Source organism: Bariatricus sp. SGI.019, assembly GCF_050315235.1.
In the GTDB taxonomy this organism is placed as follows: Bacteria; Bacillota; Clostridia; order Lachnospirales; family Lachnospiraceae; genus JAFBIX01.
The window spans coordinates 1-19,409 of sequence record NZ_JBNPOQ010000012.1 but is presented as its reverse complement, the minus strand read 5'-3'; the positions used below and the strand labels follow the sequence as shown (position 1 = coordinate 19,409).

Genomic DNA, 19,409 nt, shown 5'->3' with positions numbered 1-19,409 from the left:
AAAGGAAGGTGTAGAGTTATGGAGAGAGTAAATGAAATTGTTGGGGCGATAGATTCCTTTGTATGGGGACCTGTGATGTTGGTGCTGCTTGTCGGTACGGGTATTTTTCTTACAGTGCGGTTGAGATTTCTTCCATGGAGGAATCTTGGATATGCGTTGCACAGCGTGTTAAGTAAAGAGGCAAGAACTAAAAAAAGAGGAACAGGTGATGTATCCCCTTTTTCTGCGTTAATGACGGCGCTTGCTGCTACGATTGGAACTGGTAATATTATTGGTGTGGCAACTGCCATGTTCTCAGGTGGTCCTGGAGCTTTGGTGTGGATGTGGATCTCCGCATGCTTCGGACTGACTTCTAAGTTCAGCGAATGTATGTTGGCAATCAAATATCGTGAAGTCAATGAGAAAGGCGAGATGTCTGGCGGACCAATGTACACAATGAAAAATGCATTCAAGAATAAAACCTTTGGCAAAACAATGGGATTTTTATTTGCATTGTTCTCCGTGCTGGCATCTTTTGGAATTGGAAATATGACTCAGGCCAATTCTATCGCTGGTTCTGTGACAGAGGCGTTCAGTATACCTGCATGGATCACTGGAATTATACTTACGGTACTTGCACTTGCAATCATTCTGGGTGGTATTACTTCTATTTCTAAAGTATCTTCCGTGGTTGTACCTGGAATGGCTATCTTCTATGTGATTGCCGGACTGATTGTTATTGTCGGGAACTGGCAGAATATTCCTAATGGTCTGTATATGATCTTTGGAATGGCATTTAATCCACAGGCAATTGGCGGTGGTGTACTTGGAACAATTACAGTATCTGTAATGAATTCTATCCGTTACGGCGTTGCACGTGGTGTGTTCTCCAATGAAGCAGGCCTTGGTTCTGCAGCCATTACTGCTGCCGCAGCTACAACAGACGATCCGGTAAGACAGGGTTATATTAATATGACAGGTACATTTTTTGATACCATTGTAGTATGTTCTATTACAGGAATTGCAATTGCAGCATTTTGAATACTTATTCCAGAGTCACAAATACAATATTATATACCGTGTGGTATTCTCTTTGGTTGTATATGTCGGTGCAACACAGACTTTAGATCTTGTATGGAACATTTCTGATATTATGAATGCATTAATGGCAATTCCAAACTTGATCTGTATGCTCCTCTTACATAATATAATTGCTAAAGAAGTAGATAGATTCCAGCCAATCCTGGAAAAAGAGAGAAAAGCATATAAGGCCGCTAAAAAAAGCAATTAATTGTAAACTAAAAATAAAATAAAGTTGACAATAAAAAGATAGTATGTTAAATTGTTGCCGTACAAATAGTATTTACATCATTAGGAGGAGCTATTATGAGTTCTATGGAAGCAACAAGAAGTAAAACATACGATATGGCATATATTGCTATCTTTGCAGTCCTTATGGCAATCTGTTCCTGGATATCTATTCCTATGGCAGTGCCATTTACCTTACAGACGTTCGGTGTGTTCATGGCGGTCGGTGTGTTGGGCGGAAAGAGAGGATCACTTGCTGTACTGATCTATATTCTTCTGGGAGCAATCGGTGTCCCTGTATTTGCCGGATTTAGCGGCGGAATTGGCGTTATCCTGAATACAACCGGTGGTTATATTGTCGGATTCTTATTTTCTGCGTTGGTTATGTGGGGCATGGAAACTCTGCTGGGAAGAAAACCGGTCATTCAGATTATCTCCATGGTTGTGGGGCTGATCGTGTGCTACGCACTTGGAACAGCATGGTTTATGGTAGTGTATGCAAGAAATACCGGTGCAGTAGGTCTTGGAACAGTCTTAGGCTGGTGCGTGATTCCATTTATCATCCCGGATCTTGTGAAGATTGCACTTGCATTCGTCTTATCCAGAAAGATTCGTAAGTATGTGTCTTTCCAGTAATCAGGAAGTTCAGGCCATTCCGATACGGCCGCATCACGGAATGTGCCTGGCATATTTTATAGGAAGAGGTTACAGCGAGGGCTTTTCGGCACATATGGAGAAGATGCTGGGAATCTTTCAACAGAATGTTCCAGTGAAACTGGTAGTTCATACGGACGAGATCTGTTCCAGATGCCCGAATAATGAGGAGCATCTGTGGAGATTGCCAGTGGAATAATATCTGCAGTCGCACGCAAAGCCGGTGGGAGTAATAGTTTAAAATCCATCAAACATGGAATACAATCCGTGTTTGATGGATTTTTTTCGTAACGATACTATTCTGTTAACTGTCTTCGGAATTCAGATGGAGATATGCCGCACTGTTTTTTGAATAGCCGGCTGAAGTATAGAGGATTATCATAACCAACAATATTCGCGATCTCAGTAATATTATAAGTGGTAGACTCGAGCAGACTTTGCGCATTGGAGATCCGCAGAGAGAGGATATACTGCGCTGGTGTAGAGCCTGTATATTCTTTAAAATTGCGAATGAACCAGCTGACACTCATTCCATGTAGATGCGCATATTCTTCTATGTTAATAGAATTATGATAGTTATGGTGAAAATAAGTGACCGTGTGATCCATCTCGTCAATCAGATAAGAACTCTTAATTCTGGGACGATCCCCCTGGAGGCGACTGATCATAATAAATAATGCTTCCATATAATGGGCAAGAACTTCCTCATAATGGGGTTTGCATAACTTTAATTCCTGAATCATGCGCAGATAGATCTTCTTGTAATCCAGAGAGGTTCCGGTATGGATCACGTGTGCATGGTCAGGAATGCCATATTTTTTTAACAGGTTCTTCACATTATTTCCCGTGAAATGTACCCAGTATACTTCTGTGTGATCAACTCCATAGTAATAATATCGCTGCTCTTCCTTGGGACGATAGAGTACCATATTACCGGCAGGTACGATCTCTTCTTTTCCATGAAAGTAAAAATGTGCTTTCCCTGATGCGATATAGAGCAATTGATAATCCAGACGTCCCCTGGGCCGGTAAGTAGGGAGCTTCTGCTTGGAATATAAATGATATGTTCCGGCACTTCCGACAAACAGAGGATGTTTTTTATCTTTAAAATCAAGACGGCTATTCTGCCAGTAAGCACTGTCTGTGTACATTCAGATACCACCTTTCAGAGTGAAGATTCATTATATAAAGTGTATCATTTTGTGCATGTTTTGTCTATTTCGGTTTATGTAAAAATATAAGAAACAGGCTTATTATATAAGCAAACACAAGGGTACTCAAAGTGTTATATGTACAATGATAAAAGTTAAAAAAAGTGTATAAAGGGAGGAAAAGATTATGATTGTACCTCATTATTATGAGGACCTTCACATGCTGCATGAAAATGTAATGCCCGATCGTTCTTATTATGTGCCGTCATCAACACGAATGGATGATCTGATTGAACATCGAGAATCTTCAGATCGTATACAGATGTTGAATGGAAGTTGGAAATTTCGGTATTATGACAGTATTTACGATCTGAAAGAGTCATTTTATGAACGGGATTTTCAGACAAAAGACTTTGATACTGTTCTGGTTCCCGGGATGTGGCAGAATTATGGATATGACAGTCATCAGTATACTAATTTCAGGTATCCGTTTCCGGTGGATCCACCCTATGTGCCACAGGATAATCCATGTGGAGCATATGTCTGTAAGTTTTCTTACCAGAGAGATGCCGGGGCACCGAAAGCATTTCTGGAATTCGAAGGTGTAGATTCTTGCTTCTATGTGTGGCTGAATGGTACATATGTAGGTTATAGCCAGGTATCTCATGCGCTTAGTGAATTTGATGTAACGCCTTATATTGAAGAAGGAGAGAATACGCTGGCAGTTCTGGTGTTAAAGTGGTGTGACGGAAGTTATCTCGAAGATCAGGATAAGTTTCGAATGAGCGGGATTTTCAGAGATGTGTATGTGATGAAACGGCCCGTACAGTGCATCTATGACTACTTCATCAATACCCGGATCGAAGAAGAGAAAGCAATTGTAAGTATTCGCACAAAGTATCTTGATCAGACCGTTCCGGTGAAGGCATCTCTATATGATGCTGAAGATAAGAAGATGGCAGAGTTCGTATATCAGGGAGATACAGAATTTGTAATTGATCAGCCGCATCTGTGGAACAGTGAACAGCCATATCTGTATACGTTGTTTCTTGAGACAGAGCATGAAGTGATCACAGAATATGTGGGGATTCGAGAAATAGCTGTAAAAGACAGTGTAGTCTATATTAATGGCACTCCGGTCAAATTCCGCGGAGTCAACAGACATGATTCAGATCCGAAAACAGGCTTCGTGATCAGTGTCGATCAGATGAAACAGGATATGGAGCTGATGAAAAAACATAATTTTAATGCCATTCGTACCAGCCATTACCCGAATCAGCCGATGTTCTATCAGATGTGTGATAAATATGGATTCTTTGTAATTGATGAGGCTGACAATGAAAGCCATGGACCGTGGATGCTCTGCTATTCCAATGACACGGACGAAGAGAGGGCAAGCAGATGGAATGAATTGATCTCTGACAATCCGGAATTTGATGAGGCAACACTGGATCGGACGAAGAAGCTGGTAGAAAGAGATAAGAATCGGCCTTGTGTCGTCATCTGGTCTATGGGAAATGAATGTGGCTATGGATGTACTTTTGAGAAAGCACTTGCATGGACCAAACAGTATGATCCGGGAAGACTGACTCACTATGAAAGTGCTTACTATAAAGGACGCAGAAGAAAGTATGATTACTCTAATATTGACCTCTATAGCCGTATGTACCCGGGATTTGAAGAAGTCCTTGATTATGTAGAATCAAAACCTGATAAACCATATATTATGTGTGAATATTGCCATTCCATGGGAAATGGTGCCGGGGACTACGAAGATTATTTTGAACTTATTGAAACATATGATTGCATCTGTGGAGGATTTGTCTGGGAATGGTGTGATCACGCTGTCTATAAGGGAGAATCAGAAGACGGAAAAGAAATCTATTATTATGGCGGTGATCACGGGGAAGAATTACACGATGGGAATTTCTGTATGGATGGTCTTGTCTATCCGGACAGAACGCCGCATATGGGACTTCTGGAATATAAGAATGTCCACAGGCCGGCACGGGTCGTCTCTTATGATTTGAATACAGGGATATTGGTATTGAAAAATGAGATGAACTATGTTGATCTGAGAGATTATCTATACATTACTTATGAATTAAATGTAGATGGAGATGTAATTTTTTCTGGAAGAATTCTTGCAGAAGACCTTCCTTCTATTCCCGCTCGCAAGGAAGCAGAGATCTATATGCCTGTGGAAGCTCCTGAAAAGGGCAGAGTCTATCTAAAGGTTTACTATCATCTGAAAGAAGCGGATGCTTTTCGGGAACAGGGATATCTGTTGGGGCAAGATGAGATAAAACTGGACAATGAAGATACACGAAATCAAAAAAGTCTGTCATGGCAGGAAGAAACGGAAAAGAAGAGCAGGGAACTTCCCGGAATTCAGGTTTCAGAAACGTCGAAGCAACTTATCGTGGAAGGAAGTACATTTGTATATGTATACAATAAGCTATACGGAACATTTGACCAGTTAAGCGTGAATGGGAAGGATTACCTGGACAGACCGATGGAACTGAATGTATGGAGAGCACCGACAGATAATGATATGTACATCAAGACCGAATGGTATAAGGCGATGTATGACAAGGCGGTGTCGAGAGCCTATGTGACGAATTACACACTGACAGAAAAGGCCCTGGAGATCCACAGTACGATGTCACTGTCGGCAGTCTCTGTTCAGAAGATGATGAATATGGAGACCGTCTGGACAATTACGAATTCTGGACAGATTTCTGTCAATATGGATGTGATAAGAGATATGGATTTTCCAGAATTACCGAGATTCGGGCTTCGAGTATTTCTGCCGAGACAGATGAATCGGGTGTCCTATTATGGAATGGGGCCGGAAGAAAGTTATATTGATAAGTGTAGAGCATCAAGCCACGGCATATATTCAGCAACAGTTGAAGCTCTTCATGAAGATTATCTGAAGCCACAGGAAAATGGAAGCCATTATGACTGTGATTATGTTGTGGTCAGTGGAGAAGAGAGAGAACTTCGTGCATATAGTGACGGTACATTTTCGTTCAATGCATCCATATATACGCAGGAAGAACTGACAATGAAGAGTCACAATTATGAATTAGAGCCTTGCGGAAGTACAGTGCTGAATCTGGACTACAGGCAAAATGGGATTGGTTCTAACAGTTGTGGACCAAGGCCGCAGAAGAAGTACAGGCTGGATGAAGAAACATTTACGTTTACATTAAAATTAATGTTGTTAGATAAACAAGAAAATTAAATGGGGAAATGAGAGATGGAAGAGAAAACATATTTAAAATGGTATAATAAGATAGGTTATGGTTCCGGAGATATTGCCGGTAATGTAGTATACGCTTTGTTATCAGCATTTGTAATGATCTTTTTGACGGATACGGTCGGCATGAACGCCGGTATTGTAGGTACTTTAATTGCAGTCTCCAAATTATTTGATGGCGTCAGTGATATATTCTTTGGTTCCATGATTGATAAGACGCATAGTAAGATGGGAAAAGCCAGACCCTGGATGTTCTATGGTTATTTTGGATGTGCAATCTGTCTGGTGGCGATCTTTGTAATTCCGGCAGATATCAGTGCATTTGCACAGTATGCATGGTTCTTTATCGCATATACATTATTGAATGCGGGATTCTATACCGCCAATAATATTGCGTACTCTGCCCTGACAGCATTGATTACGAAGAATAATCACGAACGTGTCCAGATGGGATCAATTCGCTTTATGTTCGCGTTTGGAACGAGTATGCTGATTCAGACCATTACCGTTGGTTGTGTTGCATTCTTTGGAGGCGGTGCAAGCGCATGGAGAACAGTTGCCATCATCTATGCAATCGTAGGTGTTGTTTCGAATACGATATCTGTAATGTCTGTAAAAGAGCTGACTCCGGAAGAACTTGCAGAAGGAGAAACTAAGAATGAGGATGTACAGGAGGAAAAATATAGCCTCATCGATGCCTTTAAATTACTGGTGCATAACAAGTATTACTTGATGATCTGTGCCTCTTACATATTAATGCAGGTGTATTCTGCGACATTGAATATGGGCATTTATTATATGACTTATGTTCTGAAAAATGCCAATCTTCTGGGTGTATTTTCCTGGGCGATCAATATACCGATGATTCTTGGACTGTTATTTACCCCTGCATTAGTCGCGAAGTTTAAAGGGATGTATCGACTGAACTTTTATGGATATACACTGGGAACAGTAGGACGACTCGGGGTGTTGATCGCAGGTTATATGGGAAGTGTTCCACTGATGCTCGCATGTACTGCAATAGCGGCAATCGGTATGAGTCCACTTCAGGGTGATATGAATGCTTTGATTGCAACATGCTCAGAATATACATATCTGACAACCGGAAAAAGAGTGGATGGAACCATGTATTCCTGCACTTCTCTTGGAACGAAGATCGGTGGAGGTATTGGAACAGCACTGGCAGGATGGTTGCTTGCGATCAGTGGTTATGTAGGAGGTGCTGCAGAACAATCTGCTTCCTGCATGAATATGCTGCATATTATGTATCTGTGGATTCCAATGATAATCAATCTTTTGATTACATTGATTCTGACAAGATTAAATGTTGAGAAAGCGAATGAAGAACTTCGCCAGAGAATAGAATAAAGATTGAGCAATACAAAGGCAGCTGTCAGTAGTGATGAACTGGCGGCTGCCATATTATCATTCTCGTAAAATGTTGGAAAAATGGACAAAAATTGAAAAAATCAATTGTATAAACGGACAAGGAGTGGCATGCTATATGTAAGAAGAGGAGGAATGTGTAATGAAAAGATATATATCAGTACTTATCATCCTGGCATTGTGCCTTAGCATGTGTGCCTGCAGTTCGAGTTCAGAAGAGAAGGTGACAGGCTCAGAAGAGAAAGTAGCTTCATCTTCTGAAGATGAAGCACCGAATGTGATGCCCGAGTTTTCTACGGTGGATCTTGAGGGAAATGAGGTCACCGGTGATATCTTCGCTCAGGCGGATCTGACGGTGGTAAACTTCTGGGCAACATACTGTAGCCCATGTATCAATGAATTGCCGGATCTGGAGGAATGGTCAGAATCGATGCCGGAGAACGTACAGATCATAGGAATTGTTGTGGACGTGGAATCCGAGGATTCAGAGGAATATTCTTCTGCGCAGCAGATTGTAGATGCGACAGGAGTGACCTATCAGAATCTGGTGGCAGCAGGAGAATTTGATGAGATGATCAGTGAGATGATTGGAGTTCCTACAACGTATTTTGTAGATCGGGAAGGGAATCTTGTGGGTAATTCCATCATAGGGGCGAATGTAAGTGGATATAAGAAGTATGTAGAGGAATATATGAATGAGTCAGAATAAGAAATGGAAGCTCCAGATGATTCTTATGGTCATCGCAATTGGAATCATGGTGTATGGCATCTGCCGAGGCGAGGTTTCTGTTGTATGGAATAAGGCGGTCAATATCTGTCTGGAATGTATTGGATTGGGGTAGTTATATGAAGATTCAGCAGGAAATAAAGAGGAAGATTATCCAGATTGCAGCGTTTGGATATTCCAATCCGTATCTTGGTAATTTCGCCGGCGGGCAGATATATAAGGGGAAATGGAAGCAATTCTGCAATCCGGGAATGAATTGTTATTCTTGTCCGGCGGCAGCGTTGTCCTGTCCGATCGGAGCTATGCAGGCAGTAAGTGGTTCTGTGAATTTTAATGTCAGCTTTTATGTAGTTGGATTCATACTGGCGCTGGGAATTATATGTGGAAGAGCAATCTGTGGATTTTTATGTCCCTTTGGATTGATTCAGGAATTGCTCTATAAGATTCCCGCACCAAAGAAGAAGCTGTGGAAGGGTTTTACATATGTAAAATATATTCTTTTGGCAGTATTTGTGCTGCTTCTTCCGGTTGTCAGCACCAATATGCTGGGGATGGGGGCACCTGCTTTTTGTGAATACATATGTCCGGTCGGGACATTAGAAGGAGGAATTCCCCTTCTTAGTACGCATCCAGAACTTCGGGAGACGATTGGCGCGTTATTCTCAGTTAAGGCAGGAATCCTGGTCATAACACTGGTGGGATGCGTGATTGTATGTAGGTTTTTTTGTAAGGTAATGTGCCCTTTGGGCGCTGTCTATGGTATATTGAATAAGATCAGTATCTATCATATGGAGATCGATCAGACACGTTGTGTTTCCTGTGGACAATGTCATGCAGTGTGCCCCATGGATGTTCATCCTGTAGAGAATCCTGATTCTGCAGAATGTATCCGATGTGGGAGATGCGTCACATGTTGTCCGGAACAGGCGTTGATTCTGCGCTGTCGAAGTAAAATGAAGTGTGATCATAAGAAAGAGGGCGAGACAATATGAAGAATTATTCAGAAGATGTAAGCAGGCAATACCATATTCAGGTGGCAGCAGGAGAAGTAGGCCGCTACGTGATTATGCCAGGAGATCCTAAGAGATGTGAAAAAATTGCGCAATATCTGGATCACCCGGTGTTTGTTGCAGATAATAGAGAATATGTAACTTACACCGGAACTCTGGATGGAGTGAAGGTCAGTGTGACGTCGACAGGCATTGGAGGACCATCGGCATCCATTGCAATGGAAGAACTGTATCGATGCGGAGCAGATACATTTGTCCGGATCGGAACCTGTGGCGGCATGCAGCCGGAAGTCAAAAGTGGAGATATTGTGATTGCGACAGGAGCAATTCGCATGGAGGGGACGAGCAAGGAATATGCTCCGATTGAGTTCCCGGCAGTGCCGGATCTTGCAGTGACCAATGCACTGGCATTGGCAGCGCGGGAAAAAGGATATCCGTTTCATACAGGGGTTGTTCAGTGTAAAGATGCATTTTATGGACAGCATGAGCCGGAGATCAAACCGGTAAGCTACGAGCTGATGAATAAGTGGGAGGCCTGGAAGAGACTGGGATGTCTGGCGTCTGAGATGGAGTCAGCAGCCTTATTCGTTGTAGCAAGCTATCTGCATGTGAGGGTAGGTTCTTGCTTCCTCGTTATGGCCAATCAGGAACGAGAGAAACTGGGACTGGAGAATCCGGTCGTACATGATACAGATATGGCGATTCAGGTGGCGGTTGAAGCAATCCGCAGGCTAATTCGCGAAGATGAGAAAAAGTAACAAGAGGTAGATAAGAAAGATGAGTGAAGAAGAGATATTGGAACACGTAGACCACACGCTTCTATTACAGACAGCGACTTGGGAGGAGATCAGACAGATCTGTGACGATGCCATGCAATATCAGACGGCATCCGTATGTATTCCGCCAAGTTATGTGAAGCAGGCAAGTGAATATGTTCAGGGAAGCGTGTCGGTCTGCACGGTAATCGGTTTTCCGAATGGATATATGACTACAAAGGCAAAGGAATTCGAGACGAGAGATGCCATTGCAAATGGCGCTTCTGAGATTGACATGGTCATCAACGTGGGATGGCTGAAGGACAAAAAGTATGATCTGATTACGGAAGAGATTCGGATTCTGAAGGCGGCATGTGGCGATAAGATATTGAAAGTAATTATAGAAACCTGCCTTTTAGAGGAAGAAGAAAAGATAAAAATGTGTGAGATCGTGACAGAAGCAGGGGCTGACTATATCAAGACGTCCACCGGATTCTCCAGCGGCGGTGCGACCTTTGAGGATGTCGAATTATTTGCAAGACATGTGGGACCTCAGGTGAAGATAAAGGCAGCCGGTGGAATCACTTCTATGGAGGATGCCAGAAGATTCCTGGAACTTGGGGCGGATCGACTTGGAACCAGCCGGATCATTAAGCTTCTGAAGAAGGAAGAGGCGTCTGGTTACTAAGGTATCGATAAGAATACGGAGGTGTTCGCAGATGGATAAGAAACTGATAGAAGAGATGATCGAACGGGCAATGGCGCAGCTGGATTATTCTTATGCTCCTTATTCTGAATTTCGGGTTGGGGCAGCGCTTTTAGCAGAAGACGGAACATTCTATGGTGGATGCAATATTGAAAATGCAGCATATACTCCGACCAACTGTGCAGAGAGAACCGCATTTTTCAAGGCGGTCAGTGAAGGGAAGAGAAGATTTACCGCTATCTGCATTGTGGGCGGAAAGGATGGTGTGCTGACTGAATATACAGCACCCTGCGGGGTATGCCGTCAGGTCATGATGGAATTCTGTGACCCGGAGACTTTCCAGATTATTCTGGCAGTCAGCAAGGAGGATTATAAGATATTCACCTTAAAAGAGATGATACCGATGGGATTTGGACCAGATAATCTGGCATGATCCATGGGATATGTCGACAGTCAAGGAATATAGGAGGGCTGTGATATGACAAGGGAAGAATTAAAAAAGTTGCCAAAGATAGAATTACATTGCCACCTGGATGGATCGCTTAGCAGAAGCTTTCTGGAGACCCGTCTTGGACGGACGGTGTTGGATGAGGAGCTGAGTGTAACACAGGAGTGCAGAAGTCTCGCAGAATATCTGGAAAAGTTCGATCTTCCGGGAGTCTGTTTAAAGGATGAAGAGGGACTGGAAGGAGCAGGATATGACGTGCTTCATACCATGAGTCAGGAACATGTCTGCTATGCGGAGATTCGCTTTGCCCCACTTCTGTCCGTGACAGAGTCCATGAATACAGAGCGTGTCATAGCGGCACTTCTTCGGGGACTGGAAAGAGGAAAGAAAGAATTCAATATAGAATATAATGTAATAACCTGTGCTATGCGTCATCACAGTGCCGAACAGAATTATCAGATGCTTAAGACCGCGCGTCAGTTTTTAGGAACGGGCGTGTGTGCGGCAGACCTGGCAGGGGCGGAGGCCCAGTATCCGATGAGTGAATTTATGGAATTATTTCAGAAGACGAAGGACTTAGGAATGCCATTTACCATACATGCCGGGGAATGTGGAAATGCACAGAATATTGTGGACGCAGTAAGCGTCGGTGCCGGAAGAATCGGACACGGAATTGCAATGCGGCGGAAGCCGGATGTACAGAAGCTGGTAAGAGAAGCCGGCGTTGGGGTTGAGATGTGCCCGATCAGTAACCTTCAGACGAAAGCCGTGAATGGACCGTCGGAGTATCCGCTCCGGGAATTCCTGGATTCTGGCATCTGCGTTACGATCAATACGGACAATCGGACCGTAAGCAATACATCTATGACAAAAGAACTGGAATTTATCCAGAAAACATATGGGATCTGTGATGATGAGATCCTTCTGCTTATGAGAAATGCGGCAGAATCCGCTTTTGCTAAGGAAGATGTGAAGAATCGATTGAAAATGTTAATGAGGTGAGAAAAGATGAAGGAATATCAGAGAATCTTTGTGGTTGTTCTGGATTCGCTTGGAATCGGGGCAATGCCGGATTCACCAGAATTCGGCGATGAAGGCGTGGATACCTTTGGCCATATATTGGAAAAAATGGGTACGCTTCATATCCCCAATCTGGAGAAGCTGGGTATGTTGAATCTTCACCCGGCAGGGCAGATGAAAGGGATAGACAGACCTGTCGGACGGTATATGCTTCTGACGGAGGCAAGTAAGGGAAAGGATACCATGACCGGCCACTGGGAGATGATGGGAATCCGGACCGAGAAACCATTTCAGACATTTACAGAGACCGGATTTCCGCCGGAACTGATTGCAGAGCTGGAAAAGCAGTGTGGAAAGCGAGTTATAGGAAATAAAAGTGCCAGCGGGACGCAGATCATCGAAGAGCTGGGAGAAGAGGAGATTAATACGGGTGCAATGATCGTCTATACTTCTGCTGATTCGGTGATGCAGATCTGTGGAAATGAAGAGACCTTCGATCTGGCCAACTTATATCGTTGCTGTGAGATTGCAAGAAAGCTTACCATGAAGGATGAGTGGAAGGTTGGACGGGTCATTGCAAGGCCTTATGTCGGCAAGAAGAAAGGTGAATTCAGACGGACCAGTAACCGCCATGATTATGCTCTGAAACCAACCGGACCAACGGCATTGAATGCACTGAAGGATGCAGGATATGATGTCATCGGAGTCGGAAAGATCAACGACATCTTCTGTGGAGAGGGAATTACGAAGACATATCATTCCAATAGTTCGGTCCATGGGATGGAACAGACTATCGAGATCTGTAAGAAAGATTTTCATGGATTATGTTTTGTCAATCTCGTGGATTTTGACGCGTTATGGGGTCATCGAAGAGATGTGGAAGGATATGGAAGAGAGATCGAGAAGTTCGATCAGAATCTTGGTGTACTTCTAGAAGGCTTAAGGGAAGACGATCTTCTGATTCTGACGGCAGATCATGGAAATGATCCGACCTATACGGGCACAGATCATACAAGAGAATATGTACCGTTTTTGGCTTATTCGAAGAAGATGAAAAGTGGAGGAAGATTGGAGAATCAGGATACATTTGCAGTGATCGGGGCATCTGTTACAGAGAATTTTGGGGTCGAGATGCCGCAGGGAACCATCGGAAGTTCTATCCTGGAGCAATTGAGATAAGGGGGAGAATATGAACAAAGTATATGAAAAATTGCAGTCTTGTGTTGCAAGTGTACGGGAAAAGACGGATTTTCAGCCGGAAGTAGCATTGATCCTGGGCTCAGGACTGGGAGACTATGCCGATGAGATACAGGCAGTACAGACCATTCATTATGCGGATATCGATCATTTCCCAATTTCTACCGTGGCGGGACATAAGGGAAGGTTTGTATTCGGCTATGTGAAGGATGTCCCGGTAGTGATCATGCAGGGAAGGGTTCACTATTATGAAGGATATCCGATGTCGGATGTGGTACTTCCGACACGTCTGATGGGAATGTTGGGCGCAAAGAAGCTGATTCTTACGAATGCAGCCGGTGGAATCAATTATGACTATGAGCCGGGAGACTTTATGCTGATTACGGATCATATCACAACGGCTGTGCCAAGCCCGTTGATCGGAGCGAATCTGGAAGAACTGGGAGCAAGATTCCCGGATATGAGTGAAGTGTACAGCAGGCGTATGCGGGATGTAATTAAAAAGACAGCTCAGGAGATGGGGATTTTGCTTAGGGAAGGAGTCTATGTACAGCTTACTGGCCCGAATTATGAGACGCCGGCAGAGATTCGCATGTGCAGAAGCTGGGGCGGAGATGCCGTGGGAATGAGTACGGCATGTGAAGCCATGGCAGCACGCCACATGGGAATAGAAGTGTGCGGAATCTCCTGCATCACCAATCTGGCAGCAGGAATGTCAGAAAAGAAGCTGAACCACACCGAAGTTCAGGAGACCGCAGACCGGGTAGCGAAGCAGTTCAAAAAACTAATCACAGAGGTCGTGAGTTCAATATAGGGGACGGGGGTTTTTTCAATTTCCTCCGTCCCAAATTAAAATATCCCTGTCCCCAATTAGAATATCCCTGTCCCCAATTAAAATATGGGGGGATCAGTAAGATTATCTGATATTGCTCTAAAATTAAATGTCAGTATGGTAACGGTTTCGAAAGCGATTTCTGGGCAAAAGGGTGTCAGCGAGGAAATATTTAAATATGTTAAGAATTAGACAGAAAGTATTTGACATTTCTATAATATTTTTTGAAGGAAAACTTGCAAAAGTAATCAAAATAAAACATAAGAAATACAAAAACGAAATATAAAATTTACAAAAGAAACAATAATATTTCTGAGAATATTAAGAAGAATAAAAATCAGATTTTAAAATGTTGACAAAAACAGGAGTTATCAAAAAAAGATTGAAAAATATTTAACAAACTTATGGGAATATTATCAATGGGATAGTATAGTGTACATAGGCGAAACTATTAACAATAACCAGAAAGGAGAGCTTATGATGTTAAAAGGTAAAGTGGCAGTCATCACCGGAGGAACGCGTGGTATCGGGTACGCAACTGTAAAGAAATTCCTGGAAAATGGAGCGAAAGTTGTATTGTTTGGTTCACGTCAGGAGACTGTAGACAAGGCACTTGCTTCTTTAAAGGAAGAGAATTCTGAATGGGAAGTGTCCGGAGCATGGCCGAATCTGAGTGATGCCGATGAAGTTGCAAAAGAGATTGAATTGGTAAAAGAAAAGTACGGAAGAATCGACATTCTGGTCAATAACGCAGGTATCTCTGACAGCACAAAGATTGACGATTACACATCTGAGAAATTTGCGAAGATCATGCAGCTGAATGTCAATGCAATCATGAACGGAGTAATGCCGACTGTAAAGATCATGAAAGAGCAAGGCGGCGGAGTTATCTTAAATACCAGTTCCATGGTCAGCATCTCCGGTCAGCCAAGCGGAATTGCATATCCGACCAGCAAATCAGCAGTAAATGGACTTACATGGTCGCTGGCAAGAGAACTAGGACCAAGCCATATCCGAGTAAATGCGGTAGCACCTGGAATTACGAAGACCGATATGGTCGCAGCACTTCCCGAACAGATGATCCAACCACTGATCAATGCAATTCCACTTCGCCGCGTAGGAGAAGCAGAAGATATTGCAAATGCATTCTTGTTCCTGGCAAGCGATATGGCAAGTTATGTGACTGGCGAGATCTTGTCTGTTGATGGTGCTATGAGAACCTAAGTCTAATTGGGGACAGGGCAAATCGAATCTGGGACACGGATATTTTAATTGGGGACGGAGGAAAATGAAAAAACCCCCGTCCCAAATTAACTAGGGAAGGAAAAATAATCATGTTTGTTGTATTTGATGTAGATGATACGATGTATGACTTGATGTGGCCATTTCAGATGGCTTTTGAAAAAATATTAGTGGGAAAGACGGATGTTTCTTGTGAAGAATTGTTCTGTCAGTCGAGGATTTGTTCGGATATTGTATTGGAGAAGGAGAAGCGAGGTTTGATCTTGCCGGAGGATGCTTTCTTCCGGAGGATGCAGATGACTTGTGAGGAAAAGGGGTTCGGGATTACCAGGGAAGAGAGTGAAGCGTTTGAAAGGGAGTATCGTTATCACCAGACGAAAATCGTGCTTTTTGATTTTATGCAAGAGATTCTGGATTACTGTAGAGAGCAGGAGATTCCGAGGGCTGTGCTGACCAACGGAAGCCGCAAGTCGCAGGGAAGGAAGCTGGAAGTGTTGCAGGTGACGCAGTGGTTTGATGAGGACAAATTGTTTATTTCTGGGGAGATTGGATATCACAAACCGGATGTCCGCGCATTTCAATATATACAGGACAGATTAGGCGCCAGGGGTGAGGATGTCTGGTATATAGGCGATACCTATGAGAATGATATCGTGGGTGCCAATCGTGCCGGATGGAACAGTATCTGGCTGAATCACAGGAAACGTCCGTGTCCGGATGCGGTGAGTCTGGCAGATGTAGAACTGGAAAATGGATGGGAGTTGCTGTCAGTGATCCAACGTTTATCTATTCGATAGTTGATGAGAGAGGAAAAAACTATGGTAAAGCAAAGAATTGAGAATTTTTCTATCGCACAGATCTGTGATTCGGGTGAATGCTTCCGTATGACTCCGATTGGTGAAACCACTTACAGCGTGATTGCTTCCGGGCGTTATCTGGAGGTGGAGCAACATGGGATGGATTGTGTATTTTCTTGTGACGAGGCGGAGCTTGAGGAATTCTGGAAAGGATACTTTGATCTGGATATAGATTACATGTCTTACATAGAGAAGATTAATCCGAATGATACATATCTGGTCAACGCGGCGGAATATGGTTCGGGCATACGGATCCTCAGGCAGGATCTGTGGGAGATGATCGTGTCTTTTTTGATCTCCCAGCAAAATAATATCGTGCGGATACGCAGATGTATTCAGAATATCTGTGAACAATATGGTGAACAGCGGGTAAACTTTCGTGGGGAGGCATATTATACATTTCCCACACCAGAGGCGTTGGCAGGGCTTACGGAAGATGCACTAAAGGAGTGCAATCTGGGTTATCGAAGCAAATATGTCGTAAGAACGGCAAGAAGTGTCGTGGCAGGAGAAGTAGACTTGGCGGCTATTGAGAAAATGCCTTACAAGGAAGCAAAAGAAGAATTGCTGAAATTATTTGGAATAGGAGAAAAGGTGGCAGACTGTATCTGTCTGTTCGGACTGCACCATCTTCAGGCATTTCCGATAGATACACATATCAGACAGGCGTTGGATGCGCATTACAAAAGAGGATTTCCAAGAAGGAGATATAAAGGGTATGAGGGAGTATTGCAGCAGTATATTTTCTATTGGGAATTGTGTGGAAGATAAGAGATAGCATATACTTTTATTGCATTTGACATCTTGGGCAAAGTCCTTCAGAATCAATTATAAGTAACAAGTTAGAAGCATGAGAAGTATATGCCATGTGTCAGAATGTTGAGATGCCTGATGCAGCGCAATAAGGAAAAAACGCGATTTTGGATTGACATTTTCTGTATCATATTCTATGATATGAAATAACTGAGGATTCTGATAACTGACGGATAGATGTGGAGTACCACAGGGGAATCAGAATTTATTATGGCCGACCGTCTGGGCAACATTTATCCAAGTGATAAGTGTTGTCCTTTTTTATTCCCCGGAAAACCTGGATTTCCTGGAATAAGAAAGGACGTATCGCAAGAAGGGTATTTCAAGACAATAATATTCTGTAAGGAGGAAACAAAAAAGATGAAAACAGACATTGAGATCGCACAGGAATGTAAGATGGAGCCAATCACAGCCATCGCCGAAAAAGCGGGAATTGACGATGAATATTTGGAGCAGTACGGGAAGTACAAGGCAAAGATTGATTATAATTTATTGAAGAAATCAGATAAGAAGGACGGAAAACTGGTTCTTGTAACAGCGATTAATCCGACTCCGGCAGGAGAAGGAAAGACGACCACAACGGTTGGTCTTGCTGACGCAATGCAGAAGCTGGATAAGAAGGTTATGGTAGCACTCCGTGAGCCATCTCTGGGACCGGTATTCGGAATCAAGGGTGGTGCTGCCGGCGGCGGATACGCACAGGTAGTACCAATGGAAGATATTAACCTGCACTTTACCGGTGATTTCCATGCGATCGGTGCTGCGAACAACCTGCTTGCAGCTATGCTGGACAACCACATATACCAGGGAAATGAATTGAACATTGATCCAAGAAAGATCGTATGGAAACGATGCGTGGATATGAACGACCGTCAGCTTCGTTTTGTAACGGATGGATTAGGCGGAAGAGTGAATGGTGTGCCAAGAGAAGATGGATATGACATCACCGTTGCTTCTGAGATCATGGCAGTGCTGTGTCTGTCTAAGGATATCACAGACCTGAAGGAAAGACTGGGACGTATTATCGTTGGCTATACCTATGGAAAAGTCTCTGAACAGAAGCCTGTTACAGCACATGATCTTCACGCAGAAGGTGCGATGTGCGCACTTCTGAAGGATGCACTGAAACCGAACCTGGTACAGACACTGGAACACGTGCCTGCAATCGTTCACGGGGGACCATTTGCCAATATTGCACATGGATGTAACTCTGTAACTGCTACAAGAATGGCGATGAAGCTGTCTGATTACGCGATCACAGAGGCAGGATTCGGTGCTGACCTTGGTGCTGAGAAGTTCCTGGATATCAAGTGCCGTATGGCAGGCATCCACCCAGACGCAGTTGTTATCGTAGCAACCGTTCGTGCATTGAAGTATAACGGCGGAGTTCCGAAGGCAGACCTGAATCAGGAGAATCTGGAAGCACTGGAAAAGGGACTTCCAAATCTGATGAAGCATGTAAGTAATATCAAGAACGTATACGGACTTCCATGTGTGGTAGCCATCAACGCATTCCCGACCGACACTAAGGCAGAGCTTGACCTGGTAGAGGCAAAATGTAAAGAAGTCGGTGTAAATGTCGCACTTTCAGAAGTATGGGCAAAAGGTGGAGAAGGCGGAATCAAACTTGCAGAAGAAGTAATCCGTCTGTGTGAAGAGCCAAATAACTTCCACTACAGCTACGAATTAGAAGGAACCATCGAAGAAAAATTAGACCAGATCGTGCAGAAGGTATACGGCGGAAGAAAAGCCGTCCTGACACCGGCAGCACAGAAGCAGGCAAAACAGCTGACAGACCTGGGATTCGCAGATGCACCAATCTGTGTGGCCAAGACACAATACAGCCTGACAGATGATCCGACCAAGCTTGGAGCACCAAAAGACTTCGATATTACAGTACGTAATCTTAAGATGTCCGCAGGAGCCGGATTCATCGTGGCATTGACCGGAGATATCATGACAATGCCAGGACTTCCAAAAGTTCCGGCAGCAGAAAGAATAGACGTAGATCCGGATGGAAAGATCACAGGACTGTTTTAAAGAGATAAAAAGGGACAGG

The 19,409-nt window shown here is 43.5% G+C and carries 21 protein-coding genes and 1 riboswitch; of the genes, 20 read left to right on the top strand and 1 reads right to left on the bottom strand.

Translation table 11 applies throughout. The features are described from left to right. Positions 1-18 precede the first annotated feature (18 nt). The 4 genes from ACQRD1_RS08985 (at position 19) to ACQRD1_RS08970 (ending at position 2,140) form a co-directional block, all read left to right on the top strand. Complete coding sequence (locus tag ACQRD1_RS08985) at positions 19-1,020, top strand: alanine/glycine:cation symporter family protein (protein WP_427787298.1); 1,002 nt, start codon at positions 19-21, stop codon at positions 1,018-1,020. Then, positions 1,007-1,270 carry an alanine:cation symporter family protein gene (locus tag ACQRD1_RS08980; RefSeq protein WP_427787296.1) on the top strand — a complete coding sequence of 88 codons (264 nt, stop codon included), beginning with the start codon at positions 1,007-1,009 and terminating at the stop codon, positions 1,268-1,270. Before ACQRD1_RS08985 ends, ACQRD1_RS08980 begins: the two co-directional genes overlap by 14 nt. Positions 1,271-1,365: 95 nt before the next feature. Further along, positions 1,366-1,923: a biotin transporter BioY gene (locus ACQRD1_RS08975; RefSeq protein WP_347375544.1), complete on the top strand. Its 558-nt coding sequence runs from the start codon at positions 1,366-1,368 to the stop codon at positions 1,921-1,923. Beyond that, on the top strand, positions 1,907-2,140 hold the full coding sequence (locus ACQRD1_RS08970) for a DUF1284 domain-containing protein (RefSeq protein ID WP_427787294.1): 234 nt from the start codon (positions 1,907-1,909) through the stop codon (positions 2,138-2,140). Before ACQRD1_RS08975 ends, ACQRD1_RS08970 begins: the two co-directional genes overlap by 17 nt. Positions 2,141-2,237: 97 nt before the next feature. On the opposite strand, the gene ACQRD1_RS08965 is transcribed toward ACQRD1_RS08970, so the two are convergent. Next, the gene (locus ACQRD1_RS08965; RefSeq protein ID WP_235233964.1) at positions 2,238-3,092 is read right to left on the bottom strand and encodes an AraC family transcriptional regulator; all 855 of its coding nucleotides are present in this window, start codon (positions 3,090-3,092) and stop codon (positions 2,238-2,240) included. 187 nt (positions 3,093-3,279) lie between these two features. On the opposite strand from ACQRD1_RS08965, the gene ACQRD1_RS08960 reads away from it, so the two are divergent. From ACQRD1_RS08960 to ACQRD1_RS08885, 16 genes are all read left to right on the top strand, one after another. After that, on the top strand, positions 3,280-6,342 hold the full coding sequence (locus tag ACQRD1_RS08960; protein ID WP_427787292.1) for a glycoside hydrolase family 2 TIM barrel-domain containing protein: 3,063 nt from the start codon (positions 3,280-3,282) through the stop codon (positions 6,340-6,342). Positions 6,343-6,357: 15 nt separating this feature from the next. Then, the gene (locus ACQRD1_RS08955) at positions 6,358-7,725 is read left to right on the top strand and encodes an MFS transporter (RefSeq protein WP_427762426.1); all 1,368 of its coding nucleotides are present in this window, start codon (positions 6,358-6,360) and stop codon (positions 7,723-7,725) included. Positions 7,726-7,885: 160 nt separating this feature from the next. Then, positions 7,886-8,452, top strand: a complete 567-nt coding sequence (locus tag ACQRD1_RS08950; protein ID WP_427787291.1) for a TlpA family protein disulfide reductase — start codon at positions 7,886-7,888, stop codon at positions 8,450-8,452. 16 nt (positions 8,453-8,468) lie between these two features. Continuing rightward, positions 8,469-8,585, top strand: a complete 117-nt coding sequence (locus ACQRD1_RS08945) for a CD1871A family CXXC motif-containing protein (RefSeq protein WP_420370579.1) — start codon at positions 8,469-8,471, stop codon at positions 8,583-8,585. 4 nt (positions 8,586-8,589) lie between these two features. After that, positions 8,590-9,462, top strand: a complete 873-nt coding sequence (locus ACQRD1_RS08940) for a 4Fe-4S binding protein (protein WP_427787290.1) — start codon at positions 8,590-8,592, stop codon at positions 9,460-9,462. Beyond that, a complete protein-coding gene (gene udp, locus ACQRD1_RS08935) occupies positions 9,459-10,238 on the top strand; it encodes a uridine phosphorylase (RefSeq protein ID WP_427762430.1) in 780 nt (259 codons plus the stop codon). Before ACQRD1_RS08940 ends, udp begins: the two co-directional genes overlap by 4 nt. Positions 10,239-10,257: 19 nt before the next feature. Next, the gene (gene deoC / locus ACQRD1_RS08930; RefSeq protein WP_427787289.1) at positions 10,258-10,923 is read left to right on the top strand and encodes a deoxyribose-phosphate aldolase; all 666 of its coding nucleotides are present in this window, start codon (positions 10,258-10,260) and stop codon (positions 10,921-10,923) included. 31 nt (positions 10,924-10,954) lie between these two features. Further along, on the top strand, positions 10,955-11,374 hold the full coding sequence (locus ACQRD1_RS08925) for a cytidine deaminase (protein ID WP_347375553.1): 420 nt from the start codon (positions 10,955-10,957) through the stop codon (positions 11,372-11,374). 45 nt (positions 11,375-11,419) lie between these two features. Continuing rightward, positions 11,420-12,391: an adenosine deaminase gene (add, locus tag ACQRD1_RS08920; protein WP_427787288.1), complete on the top strand. Its 972-nt coding sequence runs from the start codon at positions 11,420-11,422 to the stop codon at positions 12,389-12,391. A 6-nt stretch (positions 12,392-12,397) separates the two neighbouring features. Next, the gene (locus ACQRD1_RS08915) at positions 12,398-13,588 is read left to right on the top strand and encodes a phosphopentomutase (RefSeq protein ID WP_427787287.1); all 1,191 of its coding nucleotides are present in this window, start codon (positions 12,398-12,400) and stop codon (positions 13,586-13,588) included. A 10-nt stretch (positions 13,589-13,598) separates the two neighbouring features. After that, entirely contained in the window at positions 13,599-14,420 is an 822-nt protein-coding gene (locus tag ACQRD1_RS08910) for a purine-nucleoside phosphorylase (RefSeq protein ID WP_427787286.1), read from the top strand. Between the two features lie 84 nt (positions 14,421-14,504). Further along, positions 14,505-14,630: a LacI family DNA-binding transcriptional regulator gene (locus ACQRD1_RS08905; protein WP_427787285.1), complete on the top strand. Its 126-nt coding sequence runs from the start codon at positions 14,505-14,507 to the stop codon at positions 14,628-14,630. 285 nt (positions 14,631-14,915) lie between these two features. After that, positions 14,916-15,662 carry an SDR family NAD(P)-dependent oxidoreductase gene (locus tag ACQRD1_RS08900; RefSeq protein ID WP_331473153.1) on the top strand — a complete coding sequence of 249 codons (747 nt, stop codon included), beginning with the start codon at positions 14,916-14,918 and terminating at the stop codon, positions 15,660-15,662. A gap of 110 nt (positions 15,663-15,772) precedes the next feature. Next, positions 15,773-16,477 (top strand): HAD family hydrolase, encoded by a 705-nt coding sequence (locus ACQRD1_RS08895; RefSeq protein ID WP_427787284.1) that lies wholly within the window; start codon positions 15,773-15,775, stop codon positions 16,475-16,477. Positions 16,478-16,498: 21 nt separating this feature from the next. Further along, a complete protein-coding gene (locus tag ACQRD1_RS08890; protein WP_427787283.1) occupies positions 16,499-17,308 on the top strand; it encodes a DNA-3-methyladenine glycosylase family protein in 810 nt (269 codons plus the stop codon). Positions 17,309-17,502: 194 nt separating this feature from the next. Next, positions 17,503-17,585, top strand: a riboswitch (ZMP/ZTP riboswitch). Positions 17,586-17,710: 125 nt separating this feature from the next. Beyond that, positions 17,711-19,390, top strand: coding sequence for a formate--tetrahydrofolate ligase (locus ACQRD1_RS08885; RefSeq protein ID WP_235234093.1), 1,680 nt, complete (start codon positions 17,711-17,713; stop codon positions 19,388-19,390). Positions 19,391-19,409 lie beyond the last annotated feature (19 nt).